Source organism: Actinomadura nitritigenes (genome assembly GCF_017573545.1).
Lineage (GTDB): Bacteria > Actinomycetota > Actinomycetes > Streptosporangiales > Streptosporangiaceae > Spirillospora > Spirillospora nitritigenes.
In genome coordinates this window covers 140,452-161,172 of sequence record NZ_JAGEOK010000008.1, presented here as the reverse complement: position 1 = coordinate 161,172, position 20,721 = coordinate 140,452, and the positions used below count along the sequence as shown (strand labels likewise).

25 protein-coding genes and 1 tRNA gene are annotated in these 20,721 nt (G+C 74.2%); 12 read left to right on the top strand and 14 right to left on the bottom strand.

Annotation, left to right across the window (positions count from 1 at the left end):
• Positions 1 to 20 precede the first annotated feature (20 nt).
• The 11 genes from J4557_RS14220 to purU all read right to left on the bottom strand — a co-directional run bounded on the left by J4557_RS14220 (position 21) and on the right by purU (position 7,625).
• Entirely contained in the window at positions 21 to 629 is a 609-nt protein-coding gene (locus J4557_RS14220; RefSeq protein ID WP_208266985.1) for a DUF6286 domain-containing protein, read from the bottom strand.
• Positions 626 to 1,051, bottom strand: a complete 426-nt coding sequence (locus J4557_RS14215; protein ID WP_243775727.1) for an Asp23/Gls24 family envelope stress response protein — start codon at positions 1,049 to 1,051, stop codon at positions 626 to 628. Before J4557_RS14215 ends, J4557_RS14220 begins: the two co-directional genes overlap by 4 nt.
• Positions 1,048 to 1,242, bottom strand: a complete 195-nt coding sequence (locus tag J4557_RS14210; protein ID WP_243775811.1) for a hypothetical protein — start codon at positions 1,240 to 1,242, stop codon at positions 1,048 to 1,050. Before J4557_RS14210 ends, J4557_RS14215 begins: the two co-directional genes overlap by 4 nt.
• Entirely contained in the window at positions 1,239 to 1,685 is a 447-nt protein-coding gene (locus J4557_RS49585; protein WP_243775726.1) for a hypothetical protein, read from the bottom strand. Before J4557_RS49585 ends, J4557_RS14210 begins: the two co-directional genes overlap by 4 nt.
• Positions 1,682 to 2,179, bottom strand: coding sequence for an Asp23/Gls24 family envelope stress response protein (locus tag J4557_RS14200; RefSeq protein WP_208266984.1), 498 nt, complete (start codon positions 2,177 to 2,179; stop codon positions 1,682 to 1,684). Before J4557_RS14200 ends, J4557_RS49585 begins: the two co-directional genes overlap by 4 nt.
• 157 nt (positions 2,180 to 2,336) lie before the next feature.
• Positions 2,337 to 2,531 carry a hypothetical protein gene (locus J4557_RS14195; RefSeq protein WP_208266983.1) on the bottom strand — a complete coding sequence of 65 codons (195 nt, stop codon included), beginning with the start codon at positions 2,529 to 2,531 and terminating at the stop codon, positions 2,337 to 2,339.
• A 62-nt stretch (positions 2,532 to 2,593) separates the two neighbouring features.
• Positions 2,594 to 3,265, bottom strand: a complete 672-nt coding sequence (locus tag J4557_RS14190; protein WP_208266982.1) for a response regulator — start codon at positions 3,263 to 3,265, stop codon at positions 2,594 to 2,596.
• Positions 3,262 to 4,887, bottom strand: coding sequence for a sensor histidine kinase (locus J4557_RS50900; RefSeq protein WP_208266981.1), 1,626 nt, complete (start codon positions 4,885 to 4,887; stop codon positions 3,262 to 3,264). Before J4557_RS50900 ends, J4557_RS14190 begins: the two co-directional genes overlap by 4 nt.
• A gap of 602 nt (positions 4,888 to 5,489) precedes the next feature.
• Positions 5,490 to 6,041: a zinc-binding metallopeptidase family protein gene (locus tag J4557_RS14180; protein ID WP_208266980.1), complete on the bottom strand. Its 552-nt coding sequence runs from the start codon at positions 6,039 to 6,041 to the stop codon at positions 5,490 to 5,492.
• A 2-nt stretch (positions 6,042 to 6,043) separates the two neighbouring features.
• The gene (locus J4557_RS14175; protein ID WP_208266979.1) at positions 6,044 to 6,658 is read right to left on the bottom strand and encodes a DUF6286 domain-containing protein; all 615 of its coding nucleotides are present in this window, start codon (positions 6,656 to 6,658) and stop codon (positions 6,044 to 6,046) included.
• 118 nt (positions 6,659 to 6,776) lie between these two features.
• Positions 6,777 to 7,625 carry a formyltetrahydrofolate deformylase gene (purU, locus tag J4557_RS14170; protein ID WP_190868384.1) on the bottom strand — a complete coding sequence of 283 codons (849 nt, stop codon included), beginning with the start codon at positions 7,623 to 7,625 and terminating at the stop codon, positions 6,777 to 6,779.
• 322 nt (positions 7,626 to 7,947) lie between these two features.
• Between purU and J4557_RS14165 the strand changes: the two genes are divergently transcribed.
• From J4557_RS14165 to J4557_RS14150, 4 genes are all read left to right on the top strand, one after another.
• Entirely contained in the window at positions 7,948 to 8,886 is a 939-nt protein-coding gene (locus J4557_RS14165) for a CE1 family esterase (RefSeq protein WP_208266978.1), read from the top strand.
• 85 nt (positions 8,887 to 8,971) lie between these two features.
• Complete coding sequence (locus tag J4557_RS14160; RefSeq protein ID WP_208266977.1) at positions 8,972 to 10,153, top strand: amino acid deaminase/aldolase; 1,182 nt, start codon at positions 8,972 to 8,974, stop codon at positions 10,151 to 10,153.
• A gap of 37 nt (positions 10,154 to 10,190) precedes the next feature.
• On the top strand, positions 10,191 to 10,859 hold the full coding sequence (locus J4557_RS14155; RefSeq protein ID WP_208266976.1) for an SIMPL domain-containing protein: 669 nt from the start codon (positions 10,191 to 10,193) through the stop codon (positions 10,857 to 10,859).
• Between the two features lie 52 nt (positions 10,860 to 10,911).
• The gene (locus J4557_RS14150; RefSeq protein ID WP_208266975.1) at positions 10,912 to 11,280 is read left to right on the top strand and encodes an anti-sigma factor family protein; all 369 of its coding nucleotides are present in this window, start codon (positions 10,912 to 10,914) and stop codon (positions 11,278 to 11,280) included.
• Here J4557_RS14150 and J4557_RS14145 read toward each other — a convergent pair.
• The gene (locus tag J4557_RS14145) at positions 11,231 to 11,530 is read right to left on the bottom strand and encodes a DUF3618 domain-containing protein (RefSeq protein WP_190868391.1); all 300 of its coding nucleotides are present in this window, start codon (positions 11,528 to 11,530) and stop codon (positions 11,231 to 11,233) included. The two genes, J4557_RS14150 and J4557_RS14145, sit on opposite strands and share 50 nt — an antisense overlap.
• A 127-nt stretch (positions 11,531 to 11,657) precedes the next feature.
• On the opposite strand from J4557_RS14145, the gene bcp reads away from it, so the two are divergent.
• The gene (gene bcp / locus J4557_RS14140; RefSeq protein ID WP_190868392.1) at positions 11,658 to 12,125 is read left to right on the top strand and encodes a thioredoxin-dependent thiol peroxidase; all 468 of its coding nucleotides are present in this window, start codon (positions 11,658 to 11,660) and stop codon (positions 12,123 to 12,125) included.
• 220 nt (positions 12,126 to 12,345) lie between these two features.
• Here bcp and J4557_RS14135 read toward each other — a convergent pair.
• Positions 12,346 to 12,429 (bottom strand) — tRNA-Leu (locus J4557_RS14135).
• 335 nt (positions 12,430 to 12,764) lie between these two features.
• On the opposite strand from J4557_RS14135, the gene J4557_RS14130 reads away from it, so the two are divergent.
• From J4557_RS14130 to J4557_RS14120, 3 genes are all read left to right on the top strand, one after another.
• Positions 12,765 to 13,538, top strand: coding sequence for a GntR family transcriptional regulator (locus J4557_RS14130; protein ID WP_208266974.1), 774 nt, complete (start codon positions 12,765 to 12,767; stop codon positions 13,536 to 13,538).
• A gap of 82 nt (positions 13,539 to 13,620) precedes the next feature.
• Positions 13,621 to 15,027, top strand: coding sequence for an amidase (locus J4557_RS14125; protein ID WP_208266973.1), 1,407 nt, complete (start codon positions 13,621 to 13,623; stop codon positions 15,025 to 15,027).
• Positions 15,028 to 15,093: 66 nt separating this feature from the next.
• Complete coding sequence (locus tag J4557_RS14120) at positions 15,094 to 15,336, top strand: hypothetical protein (protein WP_208266972.1); 243 nt, start codon at positions 15,094 to 15,096, stop codon at positions 15,334 to 15,336.
• 85 nt (positions 15,337 to 15,421) lie between these two features.
• Here J4557_RS14120 and J4557_RS14115 read toward each other — a convergent pair whose 3' ends face one another.
• Positions 15,422 to 16,957: an MFS transporter gene (locus J4557_RS14115; protein ID WP_208266971.1), complete on the bottom strand. Its 1,536-nt coding sequence runs from the start codon at positions 16,955 to 16,957 to the stop codon at positions 15,422 to 15,424.
• 74 nt (positions 16,958 to 17,031) lie between these two features.
• Here J4557_RS14115 and J4557_RS14110 point away from each other — a divergent pair, with 74 nt between their 5' ends.
• The 4 genes from J4557_RS14110 to J4557_RS14095 all read left to right on the top strand — a co-directional run bounded on the left by J4557_RS14110 (position 17,032) and on the right by J4557_RS14095 (position 20,717).
• On the top strand, positions 17,032 to 17,697 hold the full coding sequence (locus J4557_RS14110; protein ID WP_243775725.1) for a TetR/AcrR family transcriptional regulator: 666 nt from the start codon (positions 17,032 to 17,034) through the stop codon (positions 17,695 to 17,697).
• Between the two features lie 127 nt (positions 17,698 to 17,824).
• Complete coding sequence (locus tag J4557_RS14105; RefSeq protein ID WP_208266970.1) at positions 17,825 to 18,805, top strand: anti-sigma factor RsbA family regulatory protein; 981 nt, start codon at positions 17,825 to 17,827, stop codon at positions 18,803 to 18,805.
• Between the two features lie 80 nt (positions 18,806 to 18,885).
• A complete protein-coding gene (locus J4557_RS14100; RefSeq protein ID WP_208266969.1) occupies positions 18,886 to 19,800 on the top strand; it encodes an MEDS and STAS domain-containing protein in 915 nt (304 codons plus the stop codon).
• Positions 19,800 to 20,717: an anti-sigma factor RsbA family regulatory protein gene (locus J4557_RS14095; RefSeq protein WP_208266968.1), complete on the top strand. Its 918-nt coding sequence runs from the start codon at positions 19,800 to 19,802 to the stop codon at positions 20,715 to 20,717. The genes J4557_RS14100 and J4557_RS14095 overlap by 1 nt, the downstream gene beginning before the upstream one ends.
• Positions 20,718 to 20,721: the final 4 nt, after the last annotated feature.

Below are 20,721 nucleotides of genomic sequence, written 5' to 3'. Positions count from 1 at the left end.
CTCGCGGTCCGGTCCGCCATCTAGCCCTCCCTGCGCTTCATCCGCACCTTCACGGTCCGGGGCCGCAGCGGCCGTATCCGCTCCAGGCACGCGCGCACCGCGTCCGCGACGCCGTCCTCCAGCCCCCGCGCGTCGCGCACCGGCGTCTCCGCGACCACCGTCACGCGCCTGGGCCGCAGCCGGACGCGCCGGACCCGCGACACCCCGGTCGCGTCCTCCGCCACCGCCGCGATGGCCCGGCACAGCCCGCGTCTGCTGACGCCCATCACCACGTCCGGCACGCGGCCGTGCAGCGGGACGACCCGCGACCGCCCGGGCAACAGCCCCGCCAGCAGGAACACCAGCCCGACCAGCACCAGCCCCCCGCTGATCGCCCGGGCGACCCACCCGTCCCACCGGACGTCCAGCAGCTCCCGGTAGGCGATGACGTGCAGCGACGTCCCGAACATCGCGGAGAGCACGTCGATCGCGGCGATCACCGACGCCGCGGTGAGCAGCAGCGCCGCGAGCGAGCCGATCCGGACCCGCCGCGACCGGAACGCGTGCCGCGCCGCCCGGTCCGCCCGGCGCTCATCCGGCGTCCGCGTCCCGTGCGCCGACACCCGCCGCTGCCCGGCATGCGTGGTCATGAGACGGTCCTCCCGCCGGGCCGCTCCAGCTCGGCCACGTCGATGTCCACCTGCCGCACGGTGAGCCCGGTCAGCGCCTCGACCCGCGCGCGGACGCCGTCACGCACCCTCTGCGCCACGTCCCGCACCGGCATCGGGTACGCCACCGACAGCGCCACCTTCGCCGTGACGATCTGCCCGTGCACGCGCACGTCGGTCCGGGCGGCGCGGCGCCCCGGCAGGCCGACGCCGAGCACCGACCGGTCGAGGCCGCCCGACCCCGCCGTCTCCTCGGCGGCCTTCGCCACGATGCGCGCCACGACCCGGTCGCTGATCGCCGTCCGCCCCCGCTCCCCCGGCGGACGCGCCGTGCGGCCGCCCTCGTCCTGCGCGCGCCCCTCGCCCTCCGCGCGCTCCCCCATCTGGAGGTCGTTCGCCGTCATCGCGGCCGCCTGCCGGTGTTGATCGAGAACAGCTGGCGGATGTCGAGGTTCCCCTCGATCGCCCGTCCCGTCAGGAATCCGAGGCAGCCCAGGAACAGCACGATGAAGAACGGGCCGAACCCGCCGAACGCGCCCGCGAACCCGAGCGCCACTCCGAAACCCAGCCCCACCAGGGGCCATACCGGAATCACGTCGCTCCCCCTTCGGCGATGTCGCCGATCAGGACGTGCACCGGGCGGTCCCCGGCGAGCGGGCGCACCGCCCGCCGCACGTCCTCCGCCGTCTCCGGCAGCGGCCGCTCCACCAGGGCCACCACCCCGACCTCGATCTCCGCATCCCGGACGGCGACGCCGGCGAACGGCCGTCCCGCCCGGTACGTCATGATCCGCGCCCGCGGTCCGGCGGTCAGCCCGGCCACCGACCGGCAGCCGGCCACCGCCTCCGCGACCCGCTCCACGAGCCGTCCCTCGCCGTCCGAACCCTCACGGGCCCGCTCGGGACCCTGCCGCGCCGCCGCGGCGCCGGTCGCCGCGCGGGGCTTCGGACTCTGCGGGACGGGCGAGGTCCGGGCACGAGCCGGGTGGCCCGCGCCCTCCGCCGCGGCCGGCCGCGTCCTCCGGGTCCGGGCCGTCATAGCACCCGGGGCCCCGTCGGCTGCTCGGGCTGCTCGCGGTCGTCCTCCGGCAGGTGGATGTCGTCGACCGTGATGTCGACCTCCACGACCTCCAGCCCGCACATGTGCTCGACCTGCCCGATCACGTTGGAGCGGACCGCGTTGGCGAGATCGGGGATCGAGGCGCCGTAGTCGACCACGAGGTCGATGTCGATCGCCGCCTGCCGCTCGCCGACCTGCACCCCGACGCCCTGCGTCGGATCGGCGGCGACGCCGGGCAGCCGCTCCTTCACCGAGCCGATCGTGCGGCTCATCCCCGCGCCCATCTCGTGCACGCCGCCCACCTCGCGGGCCGCCATGCTGGCGATCTTGGCCACCACCACGTCGGCGATCTCGGTGCGGCCGCCGGACGTCACCAGCTCGCTCGCCCCGCCGGAACGGGCGCGGCGCAAGCCCTCGTCGGGCCGGTCCTGCGTGGCGACCGCGCCCTCCCTGCGTCCCTCATCCTGGCTCACGGTGTCCCCCCGATGCGTCGGCAATATGCGATTGATGCTCAGCGCGGATCCCACCAAACCAGCACGGCGCGGACGAATGGCCAGGTCAAGAGGGTTTTACATGCGAAACGGGGGCCGGCGGCGGCACGCCGCCGCCGGCCCCCGCCGCGAAGGGCGGCTAGCCCTTGAACATCGCGCGCATCTTCCGGGCGGCGTCGCCCGGCTTGACCTTGCGCGGCTTGTCGCCCGCACGTCCGGCGTCGTCGGCGGCCTCCCCGGTGCGGGCCGGACGCGCCGTGCGGGCCTCGCCCGGCTCGTTCCTCCGCTCCGGTTCGGCGGTCCTGCGGTCCACCTTGTCGTTCAGGTCACCCACGACAACTCCCCCGATGTCGCTGACGGATCGTTCGTCCCGTAGGTACCCCGCGCCGCGCCCGTCTACCCCGGGTAGAAGCGGACCTCCGGCCGGCCCACCTGCCCGTAGTGGGGACGGCGCGTGGCCAGGCCGTTCTCGGCGAGGTACTCCAGGTAGCGGCGCGCGGTGACGCGGGACACCCCGGTGAGGTCCGCGGCGGCCGCCGCCGACAGCCCCTCCGGCGCGCCCGTCAGCACCTCGGTGATCGCGTCGAGCGTCTCGCCGCTCATCCCCTTCGGCAGCGACCGGTGGTCGGGCGTCCGCAGCGTCGCCAGCATGCCGTCCACATCGGCCTGCCCCGACACCTCCCCCGACCCCACCAGCTGCTCCCGGTACCGCGCGTACCGGACGAGCTTGTCGCGCAGCGACGCGAACGTGAACGGCTTCAGCAGGTACTGGACGACCCCGACCGACACCGCCGAACGGATCACCGCGAGGTCCCGCGCGGACGTCACCGCGATGACGTCGACCTCGCTGCCCCCGGCCCGCAGCGCCCGGCAGACCGTCAGGCCGTGGGTGTCGGGGAGGTAGAAGTCCAGCAGGACGACGTCGACCCGCGTCCCCTGGCAGAACCGCAGCGCGTCCGCGCCCGAGTGCACCACGCCCGCGACCACGAACCCCGCGACCTGCTCGACGTACGAGCGGTGCGCCTCCGCCGCGACGGGGTCGTCCTCGACCACCAGCACCGAGATCATCGGGCGCCCACGGGCAGCCGCACGGTGAACACCGCGCCGTCGTCACCGCCGTCATCCCCGCCGCCACCGGAGACCTCCACGGTGCCCCCATGCCGCCGGACCGCCTGGCCGACCAGCGCCAGGCCGAGCCCGTGCCCCACCGGACCGCCCGACGACTTCGTCGTCCAGCCCCGGCGGAACATCTCCGGGACGTCCGCCGGATCCACCCCCGGGCCGCTGTCGGCGACCCGCAGGACGAGCCGCCCGCCCTCGCGGCGGACGCTCACCCGGACCCGCGGCGGACGCACCCCCGCGTTCTCCACCGCCGCGTCCACCGCGTTGTCGATCAGGTTCCCGAGGATCGTGACCAGGTCGCGCGGCTCCACCACCCCGTCGATCGCGGTGTCGTCGGCGATCTCCAGCTCGACGCCGCGCTCCGCCGCCTCCGCGGACTTGCCGAGCAGCAGCGCCGCCAGCACCGGCTCCCGCACCGACCCGACGACCCGGTCCGTCAGCCGCTGCGCCGCCGCAAGGTCCGCCGTCGCGAACTCCACCGCCTGCTCCGGCCGGCCGAGCTCCACCAGCGACACCACCGTGTGCAACCGGTTCGCCGCCTCGTGCGCCTGCGACCGCAGCGACTCCGCGAACCCCCGCACCGTGTCCAGCTCGCCCGTCAGCCCCTGCAGCTCCGTGTGGTCCCGCAGCGTCACCACGTTGCCCATCGCCCGGTCCCCCGACCGCACCGGCGACGTGCTGACGACCAGGACCCGGGTGTCACCGACATGGATCTCGTCCGCGCGCGGCTCCGGCGACGTCATCGACGCCACCAGCTCCTCCGGCAGCCCCAGCTCACCGACATGCCGCCCGCCCGGAGCGTCCGGCTGCAGATCGAGCAGCTCGCGCGCCGCGTCGTTGCACAGCACGACGCCCCCCGCGCGGTCCAGCAGCACCAGCCCCTCCCGCACGGAGTGCAGGATCGCCTCGTAGTACTCGAACATCCCCCGCAGCTCGCCCGGCGCCACCCCGCGGGTCTGGCGCCGCAGCCGCGCCGCCACCAGCCAGCTCCCGCCGATCCCGATCGCCAGCACCATCGCCGCGATCCCCATCACCACCAGCAGGCGCCGCCGCAGCTCCGCCGAGATCGCCCGGATCGTGATCCCGACCGCGACCAGCGCCACCACCCGGTGCCCGTCCCCGAACACCGGCACCACCGTCCGCACCGACGGCCCCAGCGTCCCCGTGTAGGTCTCCGTCAGCTCGTGCCCCGCCAGCGCCCGCGCCGTGTTCCCGACGAACCGCCCGCCGATCCGCGCCGGATTCGGATGCGTGTACCGGATCCCCGCCGGGCTCATGATCGTGATGAAGTCCACGCCGGTGTCGTGCCGGATCCGCTCCGCGTACGGCTGCAGGATCAGGCTCGGCGACGGCGCGGCCACCGCCGCCCGCACGTCCGGCGCGTCCGCGATGCTCTCCGCCAGCGCCGTCACCGTGTGCGCCGCCCGCTCGTCCGTGGCCCGCCGCGCGTCCAGGTACGCGAGCGTCGCCCCGACCGCCACCAGCAGCGCGACGATCGCCGCCTGCAACGCCAGCAACTGCCGGGCCAGGCTCCAGCGTCCGGGCGCCGCCCAACCGGGACGCCGCATCCCACCCGTACCTTTCGTCTCGGCAATGCCGTGAACGAAATGTACACAACCGTGACCGTTACCAGAAGATCGCGCATAGTGACGGGTGCATGCCCTGCGACCTGCACTGCTTCCGTGTGCGCGGGCGCCCATCGTGTGCATGCGCCCGCTCCGCGGCGCATGGGCGCCTGCCCGAGCGCGGGCACCCGTCCGGGGCCGGACGCCGCCCCCCGCCCGGCGCCGCCCCGGACGGGTGTCGCGTGTTTTCTTTGCATTGCCCTTGGCGGTCGGGCCCTGGGGGCCCTCCCTTCAACGGGCAATGCGTGCGATCGCTGCATCGCTCCGACTCGGCCCTGGGGGCCTCGCTGCGCGATCAAGTTCTCGCAGGCTCGAACTTGGCTTCGCACGCGATCGCGACGGTTCGGTTGCCGCGTGGCTGGGGCCTTAACCGCTGCGCCTGTTGCGGTTAGCGATTCCGCTCAGGCTCACCCCTGGCCAGCGGCTCCCGTCGACTCCGGCACGCCCCGACACGACCTGGCACGTTCCCGGCACCCCTCGGGGCCGGAGCGCGGTCCTGGGCAGGGTGCTTTCGCGTGTTGCAGTGGGGCTTGCCTACGCGCGGGTCAGGCGGTTTCCGGGTGAGGCGTTCTCGGGCGCTTCTGCTGTTGCGGGAAGGCCAGGCGGAAGCGGACGACCGCCTTCAGGTCGGGCATGCCCAGGGCGCGGCGGTAGCGCTCGACCGGGCCGGCGCCGAGCTCCCCGTAGACCTCGCTGAGCAGCGCGTCCCCGGCGCAGGTCACGTGCATGACCATGCGCGGCCGGTTGACGGTGCCGGTGAGGCGGACGCGGACGTCCTGGACGTCCGGCAGCTCCTTGGTGGTCTTGACCAGGATGTCCGCGGCGGCGCGGGCGTGCGCCCGGGTCTGCGGGTCCAGGTCGGGCCACCGCTGGTGGACGACGGTGCGCCCCTGCACGACCAGCCACAGTTGCCCGGCGAGCGCCAGGATCTCGGCGACGCCTGCTGCGACGGCCAGGAACCACGGGCTGCCGGAGGCGAAGCGCACCAGCGCCGGGTCGAGCGGCGGGTGACCGGCCACACCGGACACCCCCAGGGCGAGGGCGGATGCGCCGCACAGCAGCAGCAGGGCGCCGGTCGCCGCGATCGGGATCCTCATCGTCAGTCCTTCCGCCAGGCGAGCCGGACGTCGACCAGGGGACGGTGCATCGGCTCGATCCCGTCGAGGCGCGCCGTCACCGCGGTGTGCACCAGTTCCTCGAGGTTCGCCGGGTTGCGGTACTGCGTGACGGCCCGGACGACCAGCCGGCGGCGCAGCATGCCGAGGCCGCGGGCGCGGGCGCGCTCGATGCCGGGGACGGTCAGCGCGGCGTCGGCGGCGGCGCGGCGCAGCGCGGAGCGGCGGACGACGCCCGCGAGGCGCGGGTCGGCGCCGTCCAGCGGGACGCCGCGCAGCCGCCCGGGCGCCGCGGCGAGCAGGAACAGCAGCCCGCAGCCGGCGATCGCGGCGGCGGCCTCGCGGACGCCGGCGTCGCGCCACGGGCGGTGCCGCATGGCGTGCACCAGGGCGCCCATGCCGGGGACCGGGTGGACGCCGGAGTGCAGCGCCGCGGCGAGCAGTTCGATGGCGGCGATCCCGCCCGCGGCGGTGACCACCAGCGCGGCCGCCAGCCCGGCGAACGCGCGCCGCGGACGGAACTCGCGGACCGCCAGGCGCCGCGCCTGACGCCTGCTCCGCTCTTCCTCGATCAGGTCCTTGACCAGAGCCTCGGCCATAGCCACCCCCGTGAGCCACCGGCACGTCCGGACAATCACTCACTGCTCATAGTGAGGGAATGTCACGTGGAGTGAAACACGCCATGCCGACATCTCACGCTTTCACCTGCGCGAACGGTCAGCGGAAGACGACGGTGCGGTCCCCGTTGAGCAGCACGCGGTGCTCGGCGTGCCAGCGGACGGCGCGCGCGAGCGCGAGGCATTCGACGTCCCGGCCGACCGCCACCAGGTCCTCCGGGCTGTGGGTGTGGTCGACCCGGGCGACCTCCTGCTCGATGATCGGGCCCTCGTCCAGGTCGGCGGTGACGTAGTGCGCGGTGGCGCCGATCAGCTTGACGCCGCGCTCGTGCGCCCGGTGGTAGGGGCGGGCGCCCTTGAAGCTCGGCAGGAAGGAGTGGTGGATGTTGATGATCGCGCCGGGGAGCTTGGCGCAGAAGTCGTCCGAGAGGATCTGCATGTAGCGGGCGAGGACGACGAGGTCGGCGCGGTAGTGCTCGACCAGGGCGAGGATCTCGGCCTCCTGCGCGGCCTTGCCGCCGGGGCCGGCCGGGAGGTGGTGGTAGTCGATGCCGTACGACTGGGTGAGCGGCCGCAGGTCGGGGTGGTTGGACGCGACGGCGACGACGTCGATGTCGAGGAGCCCGGAGCGCTGCCGGTAGAGCAGGTCGTTCAGGCAGTGCCCGCCCTTGGACACCATGATCAGCACGCGGGGGCGTTCGGAAAGGTCGTGCAGCCGCCACTCGAGCCCGAGGTCGGGGGCGAGGGACGCGAACGCGCCGCGCAGCTCGTCGGCGTCGGTGCCGGGCCGGGCGGTGAACTGGACGCGCATGAAGAAGGTGCCGGAGTCGGGGTCGCCGAACTGCTGGCTCTCCACGATGTTGCATCCGCGGTCGGCGAGCACCCCGGAGACGGCGGCGACGATGCCCGGCCGGTCGGGGCACGACAGGGTCAGCACGTATGGGTCCACGTCTCGGTCTCACTCTCGCCGCGTAGCACCAGCTCAAAGGGGGTCCGGGTGTACGAGCTTACGCGCCGCGGACCCGTCGCGCGGCCATGCCGCGCCCGGCAGGACGGCAGGGCGCCCGGCGGCATCGGGCCGCCGGGCGCACAGCACCGGAGGGCGGGTCAGGAGAGCGGTGTTCGAAGCATTCCGTTCCGAGTCGGGAGCGAGTAGGCCGCGCCTTTCAACCCGCGCGGCGGAGCGGGTTGGAGAACACAACCCGACAGGTGGCCCCGGCTGTCTACTCATGAGTAGTTTGAGGGGAGCCGTTGGGGTTACTTTTGCACGCATGCGCCGGATCCTGGTTGCCGCAGTGGCCCTGTCCCTCGTCCTCGCGGGTTGCACGAGCAAGGGCGGCGGCGGGAAGGGCGGCGGCGAGGGCGGGAAGCGGCCCGCGACGGTCGACGGCATCGCGACCGGCGCGGGCACCCACAAGGAGAAGATCGACGTGGGCACCCCCGGGCACCGGGAGTACCTGCTGCACATCCCGGCCAAGGTGGCGGACGGGAAGTGGAAGGACGGCAAGCCCGCGGACAAGCCGGCGCTGGTGCTCGCCCTGCACGGCGGGCTGGCCGACATGAACAAGATGGAGTCGCTGACCGGCTTCGACAAGATCTCCGACGACAAGGGGTTCGTCGTCGCCTACCCGGACGGGTTCATGACGACCTGGAACGCCGGGGGCTGCTGCGGCGCCGCGAAGATCGGGCACATCGACGACGTCGGCTTCCTCGGCAAGCTGATCGACAAGCTGACCGGCGCCGGGCTGGCCGATCCGGACCGGGTGTTCGTCACCGGCTTCTCCAACGGCGCCGGCATGGCGTACAAGCTGGCCTGCGAGAAGGCCGACAAGGTCGCGGCGATCGGAGTGGTCGAGGGGTCCCTGGTCACCGAGTGCGATCCGGACCGTCCGGTGTCGGCGATGATCTTCCACGGGACGGCGGACCGGAACGTCCCGTTCAACGGCGGCGGGAACCGCGACTTCAACGACAAGCGGCCGTTCCCGCCCGTCTCGCAGGCGGTGGACTTCTGGCGGAAGGTCGGGAAGCTGCCGAAGCCGCACGAGGGCGTCAAGGCGCTCGGCGGCAACACCGACTGCCAGGGGACGGGCAAGGGCGCGCAGGGCGTCGAGGTGACGTTCTGCAAGGTCGAGGGCGGGACGCACGCGTGGCCGCCCGAGGCGGGTGAGATGCTGTGGACGTTCTTCGACGCGCATCCCCGCAAGGGCTGACCGCTCGCGGAGAGGCCCCTCACCACACGGCCGACGGTATGTGAGAGGTTTTCACATTTACCGTTATTGTGGCAGTGTGGCACACATGAACCTCCGGGACCGCTACGACACCGCGACCGCCGGACTCGAGGCGCCGTTCGCCGTCGTCGACCTCGCGGCCTTCCGCGCCAACGCCGCCGACCTGGTGCGCCGCGCCGCCGGCAAGCCCATCCGGATCGCCAGCAAGTCGGTGCGCTGCCGCGCCCTCCTGGAGGAGACGCTCGCCATGGACGGCTTCGCCGGCGTCATGGCGTTCACCCTGCCCGAGGCCCTCTGGCTCGCCCGGGAGGGCGTGAGCGACGACATCCTCGTCGCCTACCCCACCGCCGACCGCACCGCGATCGCCGAGCTGGCCGCCGACCCCGCCGCCCGCGCGATCACCCTGATGGTCGACTGCCCCGAGCACCTCGACCTGATCGAGGACGCCGCCGGCGACGCCCGCGTCCGCGTCTGTATCGACATCGACGCCTCCTACCGGCCCCTCGGCGGCCGGGTCCGGATCGGCGCCCTGCGGTCCCCGCTGCGCACCCCCGCCGACGTCGCCGCGTTCGCCGAGCGCATCCTCAAGCGCCCCGGCCTGCACCTGGCCGGGCTGATGGCCTACGAGTCGCAGATCGCCGGCGTCGGCGACCTGCCGCCCGGACGGCCCGCGCGGGCCCGCGTCATCCGCGCGATGCAGCAGCGGTCCCGGATGGAGCTGGCCCGGCGGCGCGCCGCGATCGTCCGGGCCGTCCGCGACCTGACCGACCTGGAGTTCGTCAACGGCGGCGGCACCGGCAGCGTGGAGAAGACCGCCGCCGAGCGCGCCGTCACCGAGATCGCCGCGGGCTCCGGGCTGTACCAGCCGCACCTGTTCGACTACTACTCCAACTTCACCGGACGGCCCGCCGCGCTGTTCGCGCTGCCCGTGGTCCGCCGCCCCGCCCCCGGCGTCGCGACCTGCCTCGGCGGCGGCTACCTCGCCTCCGGGCCCGCCGACGACGTCCGGCTCCCCCGGCCCTACCTGCCCACCGGCCTGTCCTTCGACCCGAACGAGGGCGCGGGCGAGGTGCAGACGCCGCTGCTCGGCCGCGCGGCCGACGAGCTGCGGATCGGCGACCGGGTCTGGTTCCGGCACACCAAGGCCGGTGAGCTGTGCGAGCGGTTCGCCGACCTGCACCTCATCGACGACGACCGGTTCGTCCGGACCGTCCCGACCTACCGGGGCGAGGGGAAGACCTTCCTCTAGCCTCCGCCGCCGTCCCGGGAGCGGTTAGGTTGGCGGTATGAGCGACGCTCCCTTGATCAGTGTGCGCGGCGAGGCGGTACTGGAGGTCGAACCGGAGATCGCCCGGCTGTCGGTGCACGTCCAGTCGCAGGAACCGGACCGGCGGAGGGCGCTGGACCGGCTCACCGAGCGCAACCGGGCCGCGCTCGACCTGATCGGCTCCTACGGCGACGCGGTCGAGAAGGTCGAGACCGGCGGGCTGGTCATCACCCCGCTGGTGAAGTACCGGCGCCGCGAGGGCGACATCCGCGCCTACCAGGGCACCGTGCTGATCAGGGTGACGGTCGCCGACTTCACCGTGCTCGGCGAGCTCGTCACCCGGCTCGGCGACCTGGAGCGCACCCGCGTGGACGGCCCCGACTGGGACCTGCGCCGCGACAGCGACGTCTTCCGGCGGGCCGCCGAGCAGGCCGCGCAGGAGGCCGTCGCGCGCGCCCGCCGGTACGCGGAGGCGCTCGGCGCCCGGCTCACCGGCCTGGTCGAGCTGTCCGACGAGGGCCTCGGACGCGACGAGAGCATGGCGTCGCCGGTCGCGCTGGCGGGCGCGTTCGGCCCCGCCCCCGGCGACGCGGGCGAGCCCGAGCCGATCGCCCTGGAGCCGGAGGCGCAGACCGTCCGCGCCGCCGTGGAGGCCCGCTTCACCGCCACCGCCCCCGACCTCGGCTGACCGCCCCGCGCACCGAACGCGGCGCGCTGGGGGCGGGTCGCTGAACGGGTTCGTGCTCGCCGCCGTACTGCTGGGCGTGGAGGCATCCGGCTGCGGCGAGTACCGGCCCGGCCTCGGCGTCTACGCTCTCGGGCGGCTCGCCGGGGCGGAGGCCGAGGCGCTGTCGGCGCACCTGCGCGGCTGCCCGTCCTGCCGCGCCGAACTGGCCGAACTGCGCGACGTCGCCGACCTCCTCGCCCGGACGGGCCGCGCCGCCGGCCGTCCCCGCACGGCGGGCCGAGCCCGCGCCACCGGCTCCCGGGCCGGCCGGGCCGGAAAACGCGAAGGCGCCGGCCGCGGGTCGCGGTCCGGCGCCTTCGTGACGGGCGGGTTCAGCGGCGCTTGCGCTTACGGCGCCACAGGACGAGGGCGGTCAGGGTGACCGCGGCGGCGGCGCCCGCGTAGACGACGCGCTTGTCGAGCCGGCCGGGCTCGCCGTCCTCGCCCTCGGGCCGCACGATCGCGTTCACGGCCTGGACGAGCTGCCCGGCCTCCTCTTTGATCCGCTCGGTGCCCTTGTGCGCGAGGTTCCTCGGATTGACCCGCTCGGCGAGCTCGTCGATCGTGCGTGCGAGTTCCTGGCGGGTGCGCTCGATCTCCCGCTCCAGCGCCTCCGGGTCGCGGTCAGCCATGCCGTTGTCCTTGTCGTGTCGAGCGAAGCATGATGATCCGAACAGTGTTGCAGGTCTTCCCGCCGGACGCCCGCCGGACCCCGAGCGGTACCGTTGGAGCCACCATCCGAGCGAAAGGCGGCACAGGGTGTCAGAGCGGCTGCAGCCGGGCGACGTCGCCCCCGATTTCGAGCTCCCGGACGCCGACGCGTCCCCGGTCTCGCTGGCTTCGTTCCGCGGCAGGCGGGTGATCCTGTACTTCTACCCGGCGGCCATGACCCCCGGCTGCACCAAGGAATCGGTCGACTTCCAGAGCAGCCTCGGCGAGCTGGAGGCGGCGGGCGTCGCCGTCGTCGGCGTCTCTCCCGACAAGCCCGCCAAGCTCGCGAAGTTCCGCGAGAAGGAGGGCCTGACCTTCCCGCTGCTGTCCGACCCGGACGCCGAGACCCTGCAGGCGTACGGCGCCTACGGCGAGAAGAAGCTGTACGGCAAGGTCGTCGTCGGCGTGATCCGCTCGACCTTCATCATCGACGCCGACGGGAAGATCGAGAAGGCCTACTACAACGTGAAGGCCACCGGCCACGTCGAGCGCCTCCGCCGCGACCTGGGCCTCTGACCCGACCGACCATGTCGAGCCGTGGCGTGTCACCCTTTCCGAGCCGTCATAGGAGCGGCACGCCACCACTCAACGAGCCGTCCGGTCGAGCGCGCCCCGCTTGCTCCGGGGCCCACCGACATCGTCGCGGCGCGTGCTGGCGAGTGCGGCCATACGCCGGACCCGTCCGGCGGCACCTGGGTCCGGGCCCGTCTCAAGCCCTGACCCCGCTCTGGTGGGGTGCGGGCGGGGGGACTCGAACCCCCACGGTGTCTCCACCAACAGGACCTAAACCTGCCGCGTATGCCTACTTCGCCACGCCCGCGCGCTCCGTGCAGGAGTGCGCCCAGCTTAGCGTCCTGGCTGGTCGGCATGTCGGCGGATTACCGGCGGCCGGGCCCATCGGCGGCGTTGCCGGGCGCAACTCGGCGAATCGCCGCGCCGTCCGCGCGTCTCCGCAGGCGGGGGCGCGAGGACGGCGGCGGGATGCGGCGTAACCTGGCGCAACGGCGGCGACACGCTCCCGCAACGGCTCCTGCCTAGCGTCCTGGGACGTCGGCAGGGCCGGACGCGGGAGGTGCGATGGCGGTCGTGGAACGTAACACACCGGCAACTGCCGGAACATGCGGGCGCAACGGCGTCCGCCTACCGTCCCGGCACATGGCGGGGACCAGGCCCCGGGACGCGGGCGCGCCGGGGGCACCGGGCGGCCGCACGGGCGCGGACGTGCGGCGGCTGCGCGACCTGCTGCGGTCGGCGATCCTGCGCGGCGCCTACCCCGGCGGCCAGCTGCCCGGCGAGCCCGAGCTGATGGCCGCGCACGGCATGACGCGGGCGGCGGTGCGCGAGGCGCTGGCGCTGCTGCGCGCCGAGGGGCTCGTCGACCGCCGGCAGGGCGTCGGCACCCATGCGGTCGGGGAGGCCGTGCTCGCCCCGCTCGCGGAGGCGCACGGCGCGGCCGACCCCGGCGCGGGCAGCGTCTTCGACCGGCGGATGCGGCCGCGCGTGCTGGACCGTTCCGTGATCCCGCTGCCGGAGGTCGCCGCCGACCGGCTCGGCGCCCGCCCCGGAGACCCGTGCCTGCGCCTGGAGTACGTGGCGCTGCTCGGCGACGAGCCGGTGGCCGTGGCGACCAACTACGTGCTCTTCCCCGAGGCGGAGCGGCTGCGCGACGTCCCGTTCGTCTCGGACTGGTACGCGCTGCTCGCCGAGGCGGGCGTGGCGTTGGGCGAGTCGGAGTTCGTCCTCGGCTGCCTGCCCGCCGACGCCGGCACGGCCGGGCTGCTCGGTCTCGCCGTGGGGGCGCCGGTCGTCACCATGGAGCAGGTCATCCGGGCTCCGGGCGGCCGCCCCTTCGACCTGGCGCACATCCACCACCGGGGAGACCGGTTCCTGCTGGTCTCCCGGCTCCCGCGCGCGTCCGCGCGCGACTGAACCCCCTTCCCCCGCACCGATCCAGGCGTCCGGAGCCCTCGCGGCACGGACGGCGCCCTCGCGCATGCCCTCAAGGAGAACCATGGAGACACCTTTCACCCTGACCGAGGCCGCCGAGGCGCTGCGCGCCGGCGCGGTGACGAGCGTCCGGCTGACCGAGGAGGCCCTCGCCGCCGCCGACCGGCACGACGGCGAACTCGGCACCTACCTGGCGCGCTTCGACGACTACGCCCTCGAGCAGGCCGAACGCGCCGACCGTGAGCTGGCCGACGGGATCGACCGGGGTCCGCTGCAGGGCGTCCCGTTCGGCGTCAAGGACATCATCGCGATGGCGGAGGGCCCGACGACGGCGCAGAGCCTGGTCCTCGACCGGGCCTGGGCGGAGGGACGGGACGCGCCGGTGGTGACCCGGCTGAAGGAGGCGGGCGCGGTGATCACCGGCAAGGTCACCACGATGGAGTTCGCGTGCGGGATGCCGGACCCGTCCAAGCCGTTCCCGATGCCGCGCAACCCCTGGGACACCGCGACGTGGCCGGGCGGTTCCAGTTCCGGGACGGGCAACGGCGTCGCCGCCGGGCTGTTCTTCGCCGGGCTCGGCACGGACACGGCGGGCAGCATCCGCATCCCGTCGGCGTTCTGCGGGGTCACCGGGCTGATGCCGACGTTCGGCCGGGTGCCGAAGTCGGGCGTGGCGCCGCTCGGCTACAGCCTCGACCACGTCGGCCCGCTGGCGCGCAGCGCCCGCGACTGCGCCGCCGTCCTCGACGTCATCGCCGGGCCGCACGCGAGCGACCCCGACTGCGTCGGCCTGCCGTACGACGGGCCGGTGCTCGACGGGTCGCTGGAGGGGGTGCGGATCGGGGTCGTCCGGGCCGGGCACTTCCCGGACGAGGCCGACCCGGCGCTCGGCCCCGCCTTCGACGCGGCGCTCGGCGCGCTGTCCGGGCTCGGCGCGACGCTCGTGGACGCCGAGCTGCCGTTCTGGACGGAGATGCTCACCGCCAACCTCGTCACGATGTGCGCCGAGGCGTTCGCCTACCACCGCAACGACCTCGTGGAACGCTGGGGCGACTACTTCGCGGCGACCCGGCTGATGCTGGCGCGCGGCGCGACGGTCACCGGCGCCGACTACGTGCAGGCGCAGCGGGTGCGGCGTGTCGCGCAGGACGCGGTGGCGCGGATGTTCGACGGCCTCGACGTGATCGTCTGCCCGACCGCCGCGGTCGGCGCGCCGCGCTACGACGAGCTGACCGACGGCGCGGGCCGGATCGACGTCGAGGGCCTGTTCCGCACGATCTTCACCCAGTACTGGGACTGCGTCGGCAACCCCGTCCTGGCCGCCCCGATGGGCGCCACCGCCGCCGGGCTGCCGCTGTCGATCCAGTTCGCCGGCCCCGCGTTCGGGGAGGCCGGCGTGCTGCGGGCGGCGGACGCCTTCCAGCGGGTCACGGACTGGCACCGCCGCGTCCCCGCCCTCGTCGCCGCCTGACCGTCCCGGCGACGGCCGCACCGCCCGAGCCCGGGCCGACCGGGCATCGCGAACCCTGGAGGAACCGTGACCGAGAACGTCCTGCGCCCCGCGCCGCCCGCGGACGACCCGCGCGTGATCGCGGAGGTGGGTCTGCTGGTGTCCCGTGCCGGCCTGCCGCTGTCGGCGGCCGAGCTGGCGGAGCTCGCCGCCTCCTACCCGCTCCAGCAGGCGGGTGTGGACGCCCTTTACGCCGTCCCTGAGGCCCGGTACGCCGATCCGGCCCTGCGGTTCCGGGCCGACGCCCGCATGGCCGACTGGGCCGCCTGAGCCCCGGCGGGCGGGAAGCGGAACGGGCCCCCGCGTCCTGCGGGGGCCCGTTCGCGCGCCGTCGTGATCGCCGGGTGGCGGGCGGTCAACCCGCCGCCTCCGCCGCGGCCTCGCGGTCGGCCCGCTCGCCGGCGGCGACCGGGTCGGGACTGCGGTAGAGGGCGCCCACCACCACGGCGGTGACGGCCAGGACGATCGCGGCGGACAGCAGCGCGGTGTGCAGGCCGTCCGCGAACGCCGCCTGCGCCTGCCGCATGACCTGCGGTCCCGCGTGCGCCGCCATCGCCAGGGACGTCCTGGCGTGCTCGGCGACCGGTCCGGGCAGGCCGGTGGTGTCCAGGTTCGAGCGGTAGCCGGACTGCAGGACGCTGCCGAGGACGGCGATGCCGAGGGCGCCGCCGAGCTCGCGGGCCAGGTCGTTCATCGCCGACCCGACGCCCTGCTTCTCGGGCGGGAGTGCGTCGGTGATGGACGCGGTGGCGGGCGTCATCGCGAGGCCCATCCCGGCGCCGAGCGGGACGAGGCCGCCCAGCATCACCCAGTAGCTGCTGCCGGTGTCCAGCAGGGACAGCACCAGCAGCCCGACGCTGACCAGGATGAGGCCGGCGACGATGACGCGGCGCGGCCCGACCTTCGCGGCGGCGCGGGGCGCGATGCCGCGGGCGGACGGCATCATCGAGGCGGCCATCGGCAGCAGGCAGGTGGCGGCGAGCAGCGGGCCGTGGTCCTTCACGAGCTGCAGGTACTGCAGGACGATGAAGACGAACCCGAAGAAGGCGAAGAACTGCACGGTGATCGACAGGGTGCCGGCGGCGAAGGCGCGGTGCCGGAACAGCCGGGGGTCGAGCAGCGGGTTCCGCCGGGTCAGCTCCCAGCCGACGAACCCGGCGAGGACGGCGAGGCCGGCGCCGAGGCCGATCAGCGTGCGGGCGCTCGTCCAGCCCTCGGTGGGCGCCTCGATGATCGAGTAGACGCCGGCGCCGAGGCCGACGACGGTGATCAGCGCGCCGGTGAGGTCGAGCTTCGGCGCGCCCGGGTCGGCGGACTCGGGGACGACCGCGAGGGTAGCGGCGAAGGCGATCACCGCGAGCACGATGTTCAGCAGGAACACCGACCGCCACGACCACTGCTCCAGCAGGCTGCCGGAGACCAGCAGCCCGAAGATCGCGCTGGCGCCGGCGACCCCCGCCCAGGCGCCGACCGCGCGGGTCCGCTGCCGGGGCGGGAACGTCGAGGTGATCGTGGACAGCGTCGCGGGCATCACCAGCGCCGCGCCGACGCCGAGGACGCCGCGCATCGCGATCAGCCAGCCGGGGTCGCTGGCGAACATCGCGGCCGCCGAGCCCGCCCCGAAGATCGCGAGGCCGGCGGCGAGCGCGCGGCGCCGCCCGTAGCGGTCGCCGATCGCGCCGCCGAGGAGCAGCAGCGCCGCGAACACCAGCGCGTAGGCGTCGATGATCCAGGACAGCTGGGTCTGGGTGGCGCGGGTGTCGCGGGCGATGGACGGGATGGCGGTGTTGAGGGACGCGACCGCCGACACGACGGTGGCGAGGGCGAGCATGACGGCCGGCAGCACGGCCCGGTGGACCTGCCCTCCGGGCGCCGTTCCGGTGGTGGCCATCGCAGCCTCCTGGTTGCGGGATCTCTTCGCTGTGACACCTCGAATCTGGCCCTCGCGCCCACTACATTTCAACCATGATGAATAAATCCGGGAGCCCGACCCCGGCCCCGGCGACGACGGCGGCGGCCGGGCGGGCCTCGCGCGGCCGGCGGCGCGGCAGCCCCGACACCCGCGCGCAGATCCTCGCGGTGGCCCGCGGCCGGTTCCTCGCCGACGGGTACGCCAAGGTCACCCTGCGCTCGATCGCCGCCGAGGCGGACGTCGACGCCGCGCTGATCAGCTACTTCTTCGGCTCCAAGAAGGGCCTGTTCGGCGCCGTGCTCGGGCTGATGGCCAACCCCCCGGACGTGCTGGCCTCCGCGCTCCCCGGCGACCCCGCCACGCTGCCCGAACGCGTCCTGCGCGCGATGCTCGGCACCTGGGACGACCCCGAGCGCGGCCCGCAGCTGATCTTCATGGTGCGCGCCGCGACACAGGACGCCGAGCTCACCCGGCTGCTGCGCGACGTCATCGGCCGCGAGATGATCGACCGGATCGCCGAGCACGTCGGCGGCCCCGGGGCGGGCCACCGCGCCGCCGCGTTCGGCGCCCAGCTCGCCGGGGTGATCTTCAGCCGCTACATCCTGGCCGTGGAACCGCTCGCCTCGATGACGGCCGATGAATTAGTCGAGGCCCTCGCGCCGGGCATGCGCGCCGTCCTGTACCGGCGGCCGCGCCCCCCATTCCGTCGCACTATGTGAAAAACCGGTCGCCCGATTTGCGGTTCGGCCCGGTGCGCGGCCGGGCGATCGGCCTACCCTTGATGGGTCTGCCGGCGCCCCGGCAGGCATGGGGAACGCCGGTACGAAGACGCAGCCTGGGGCCGCCGTGAGCGAAACCTTCACCCATTGCGTTCTGCCGTACGACCGGGTCGACGACCTCCTCGACGGCGCCCTTCCGTTCCTGCGGGACGGCGCCGAGGCCGGCGACCGCGTCCTGGCCGTCTGCGGGATCGCCCGCGAGATGCTGCTGCGCGACGCGCTCGGCCCGACCGCCGAGGCCGTCGAGTTCGTCGAACCGGGGACCTGGTACTCCCACCCCGCGCGGACCCTCGCCGACTGCCTCAGCGACGCCGACGACGTCGCCTGGCGCGGCCGGCGGCTGCGCGTTCTCGGCGAGCCGGTCGTGTGGGCGTCGCGCCCGCCGCTCGAGGTCCTGGAATGGCAGCGCGTCGAGGCCATGCTGAACATCGCCTTCCGCGGCACCGGCGCCGCCATCATGTGCCCCTACTCCTCGTCGCTGCCCGCCGGCGTCGTCGCCGCCGGGCGCCGCACCCACCCCGAGACGGTGCGCGGCGCCACGTCCATGGCCAACCCCCTCTACATGGACCCCTGGGCCTACAGCGCGAAGTGCGACGGCGAGCCCCTTCCCCCGCCGCCCGGCGACGCCGACGAGCTCGAGGTCGTCCGGCCCGACCTGTACTGGCTGCGCGCCTACGTCACCGAGTACGCGCACCGCACCCCGCTGCCCGACGAGGACCTGCAGCGCCTGCTGGTCGCGGTCACCGAGGTCGTCACCAACGCGCTCCACCACGGCGCGCCCCCGATCGTCCTGCGGATGTGGACCGAGGCGTCCGGCGCCGACCCGGCCATCGTCTGCGAGGTCACCGACGAGGGCACCTGGGATCCCGGCTCCGGCTACGGGCTCGTCCCGCCCCGCACGTCCGGCACCGCGACCGGCGGCCGGTTCGGGCTGTGGGCGGTGCGGCTGCTCTGCTCGATCGTCCAGATACGCACCGGCCGCGGCGGGAGCACGGTGCGCATGCGGCTGCGCCTGCCCGCCGTCCCGGCCGCCGTGAACGGAGTGTGAGGAACTCGATGCATTGGGCTCCGAGGAACCTCCATGAGGCGTACGCTGAACGCATCCGAACCGACCTCGATGGGCAGGCCATGGAGACACCCTGGTTCGCCAAGCGACCCGTCAAAGACATCCGGCCCGGCGATCACAGCTGGCTGGCCTACAGCGGCCACGAGGAGCGCGACAGGGTCATCGGCCGCTTCGTCCGGGAGGGTCTCGAGACCAACGAGAAGGTCGTCTACGTGACCGACGCGCCCGCCGAGCGGCTGCCCGGCATCGGCCCACGGCACCGCGTGGACGTGCAGGCCTACAGCAGGACGGGCCAGCTCCGGGTGATCGCCCGGCGCGACGCCTGCCTCGACCGGCGCGGCGCCTTCCGGCCCGGGCGGATGGCGGAGACGATCGGCCGGGAGGTGGACGCGGCGTTCGGCCAGGGCTTCCGCGCCGTCCGGCTGACCACCGACTACAGCTGGCTGCTCAGCGAGGCGGGCCGCTCCGACATCGGCGAGATGCTGGGCTGCGAGCACCGGGTCGGCGACGCCGTCTCGCCCAGCACGATGGCGATGGCGATCTGCCAGATCGACCGGCACGCGTGCCCGCCCGACGAGCTCGTCGCCCTGCGGGACATGCACGAGGTGCTCGTGGAAGTGAACCCCGAGTTCGACGACGGGATCCTGAAGATCGTCCGCACGTTCGAGCCGAACGGGCTGCGCGTCGAGGGCGAGCTCGACGCCGCCCGGCACCAGGTGTTCGCCGAGCACCTCGCGCAGGTGTGCATGACGCGGCGGCGCGTCCACCTCGACTTCACCGACCTCGGCTTCATCGACCTCGGCGGCCTGAACCTGCTGGCGCAGCAGGCGACCGTGCTGCCGGCCGACGAGGCGCTGGTACTCGACCACCTGCCGCCCGACGTGGAGAACGTCATCGAGATGGTCGGCTGGCACCGGCTGCCCGGTCTCGAGCGCGGCCGCGAACGCGCGTTCACGGAGACGGAAGGCATCGCCTGATGAGCTTGGAGCACAGGGCGTTCGTGTACGACGGCACGGACCACTTCCTGGCGGTGACCGAGAGGTTCCTGCGATCCGGGCTGGAGGCGGGCCAGGCCGTCGTCGCGGTCGCCCAGGAGCCCAACCTGTCGGCGCTGCGCGACCTGTTCGGCGACGGCGCCGAGATCGAGTGGGTCGACGCGGCCGGCTTCTACCTGCACCCCGTCCGCACCCTGCGCGACTACCAGGCCCTGGTGAACAAGTTCGCCCCGCGCACCGTGTGCGCGCTGGCCGAACCCGTCTGGCGGGGCTGGGACGAGCGGCAGACCCTGGAGTGGATCCGCTACGAGTCGCTGATCAACGAGGTGTTCAAGAACTCCGGGGCGCGCGCGCTGTGCCCCTACGACCGCGAGGCGCTGCCGCCCCGGATCCTGGAGGAGGCGCGGCGCACCCACCCGATGGTGGTGACCGACGGCCCCACGCTGCCCACCGGCACCTACGTCGACCCGGTGACGTTCGGCGCCGCCTGCGACCGCGGCCTCCGCTTCGTCCGCCCCTCCGACGCCGAGTACTTCCCGGTCGAGCACGACGACCTGCACGCGCTGCGCTCGTTCGTCGCCGAGCGGGCGCTGCTGCACGGCCTCGCCAAGCGGCCCGCGCAGAACCTCGTCACCGCGGTGAACGAGGTGGCGGCGAACGCGCTGCAGCACGGCCTGCCCCCGGTCGGGATGTGGATCTGGCGGGACGGCCCGGAACTGCTCTGCGAGATCGGCGACAACGGGCTGTGGCGCCCCGCGCCGACCCCGCTGACCGGCTTCATCCCGCCCGACTCGGCGCTGCAGCGCGGCTTCGGGCTGTGGACGGTCCGGCTCCTCGTCGACCTGATGGAGCTGCGGGCCGGCTGGGACGGCACGTTCGTCCGGCTGCACATCAGGTAGCCGG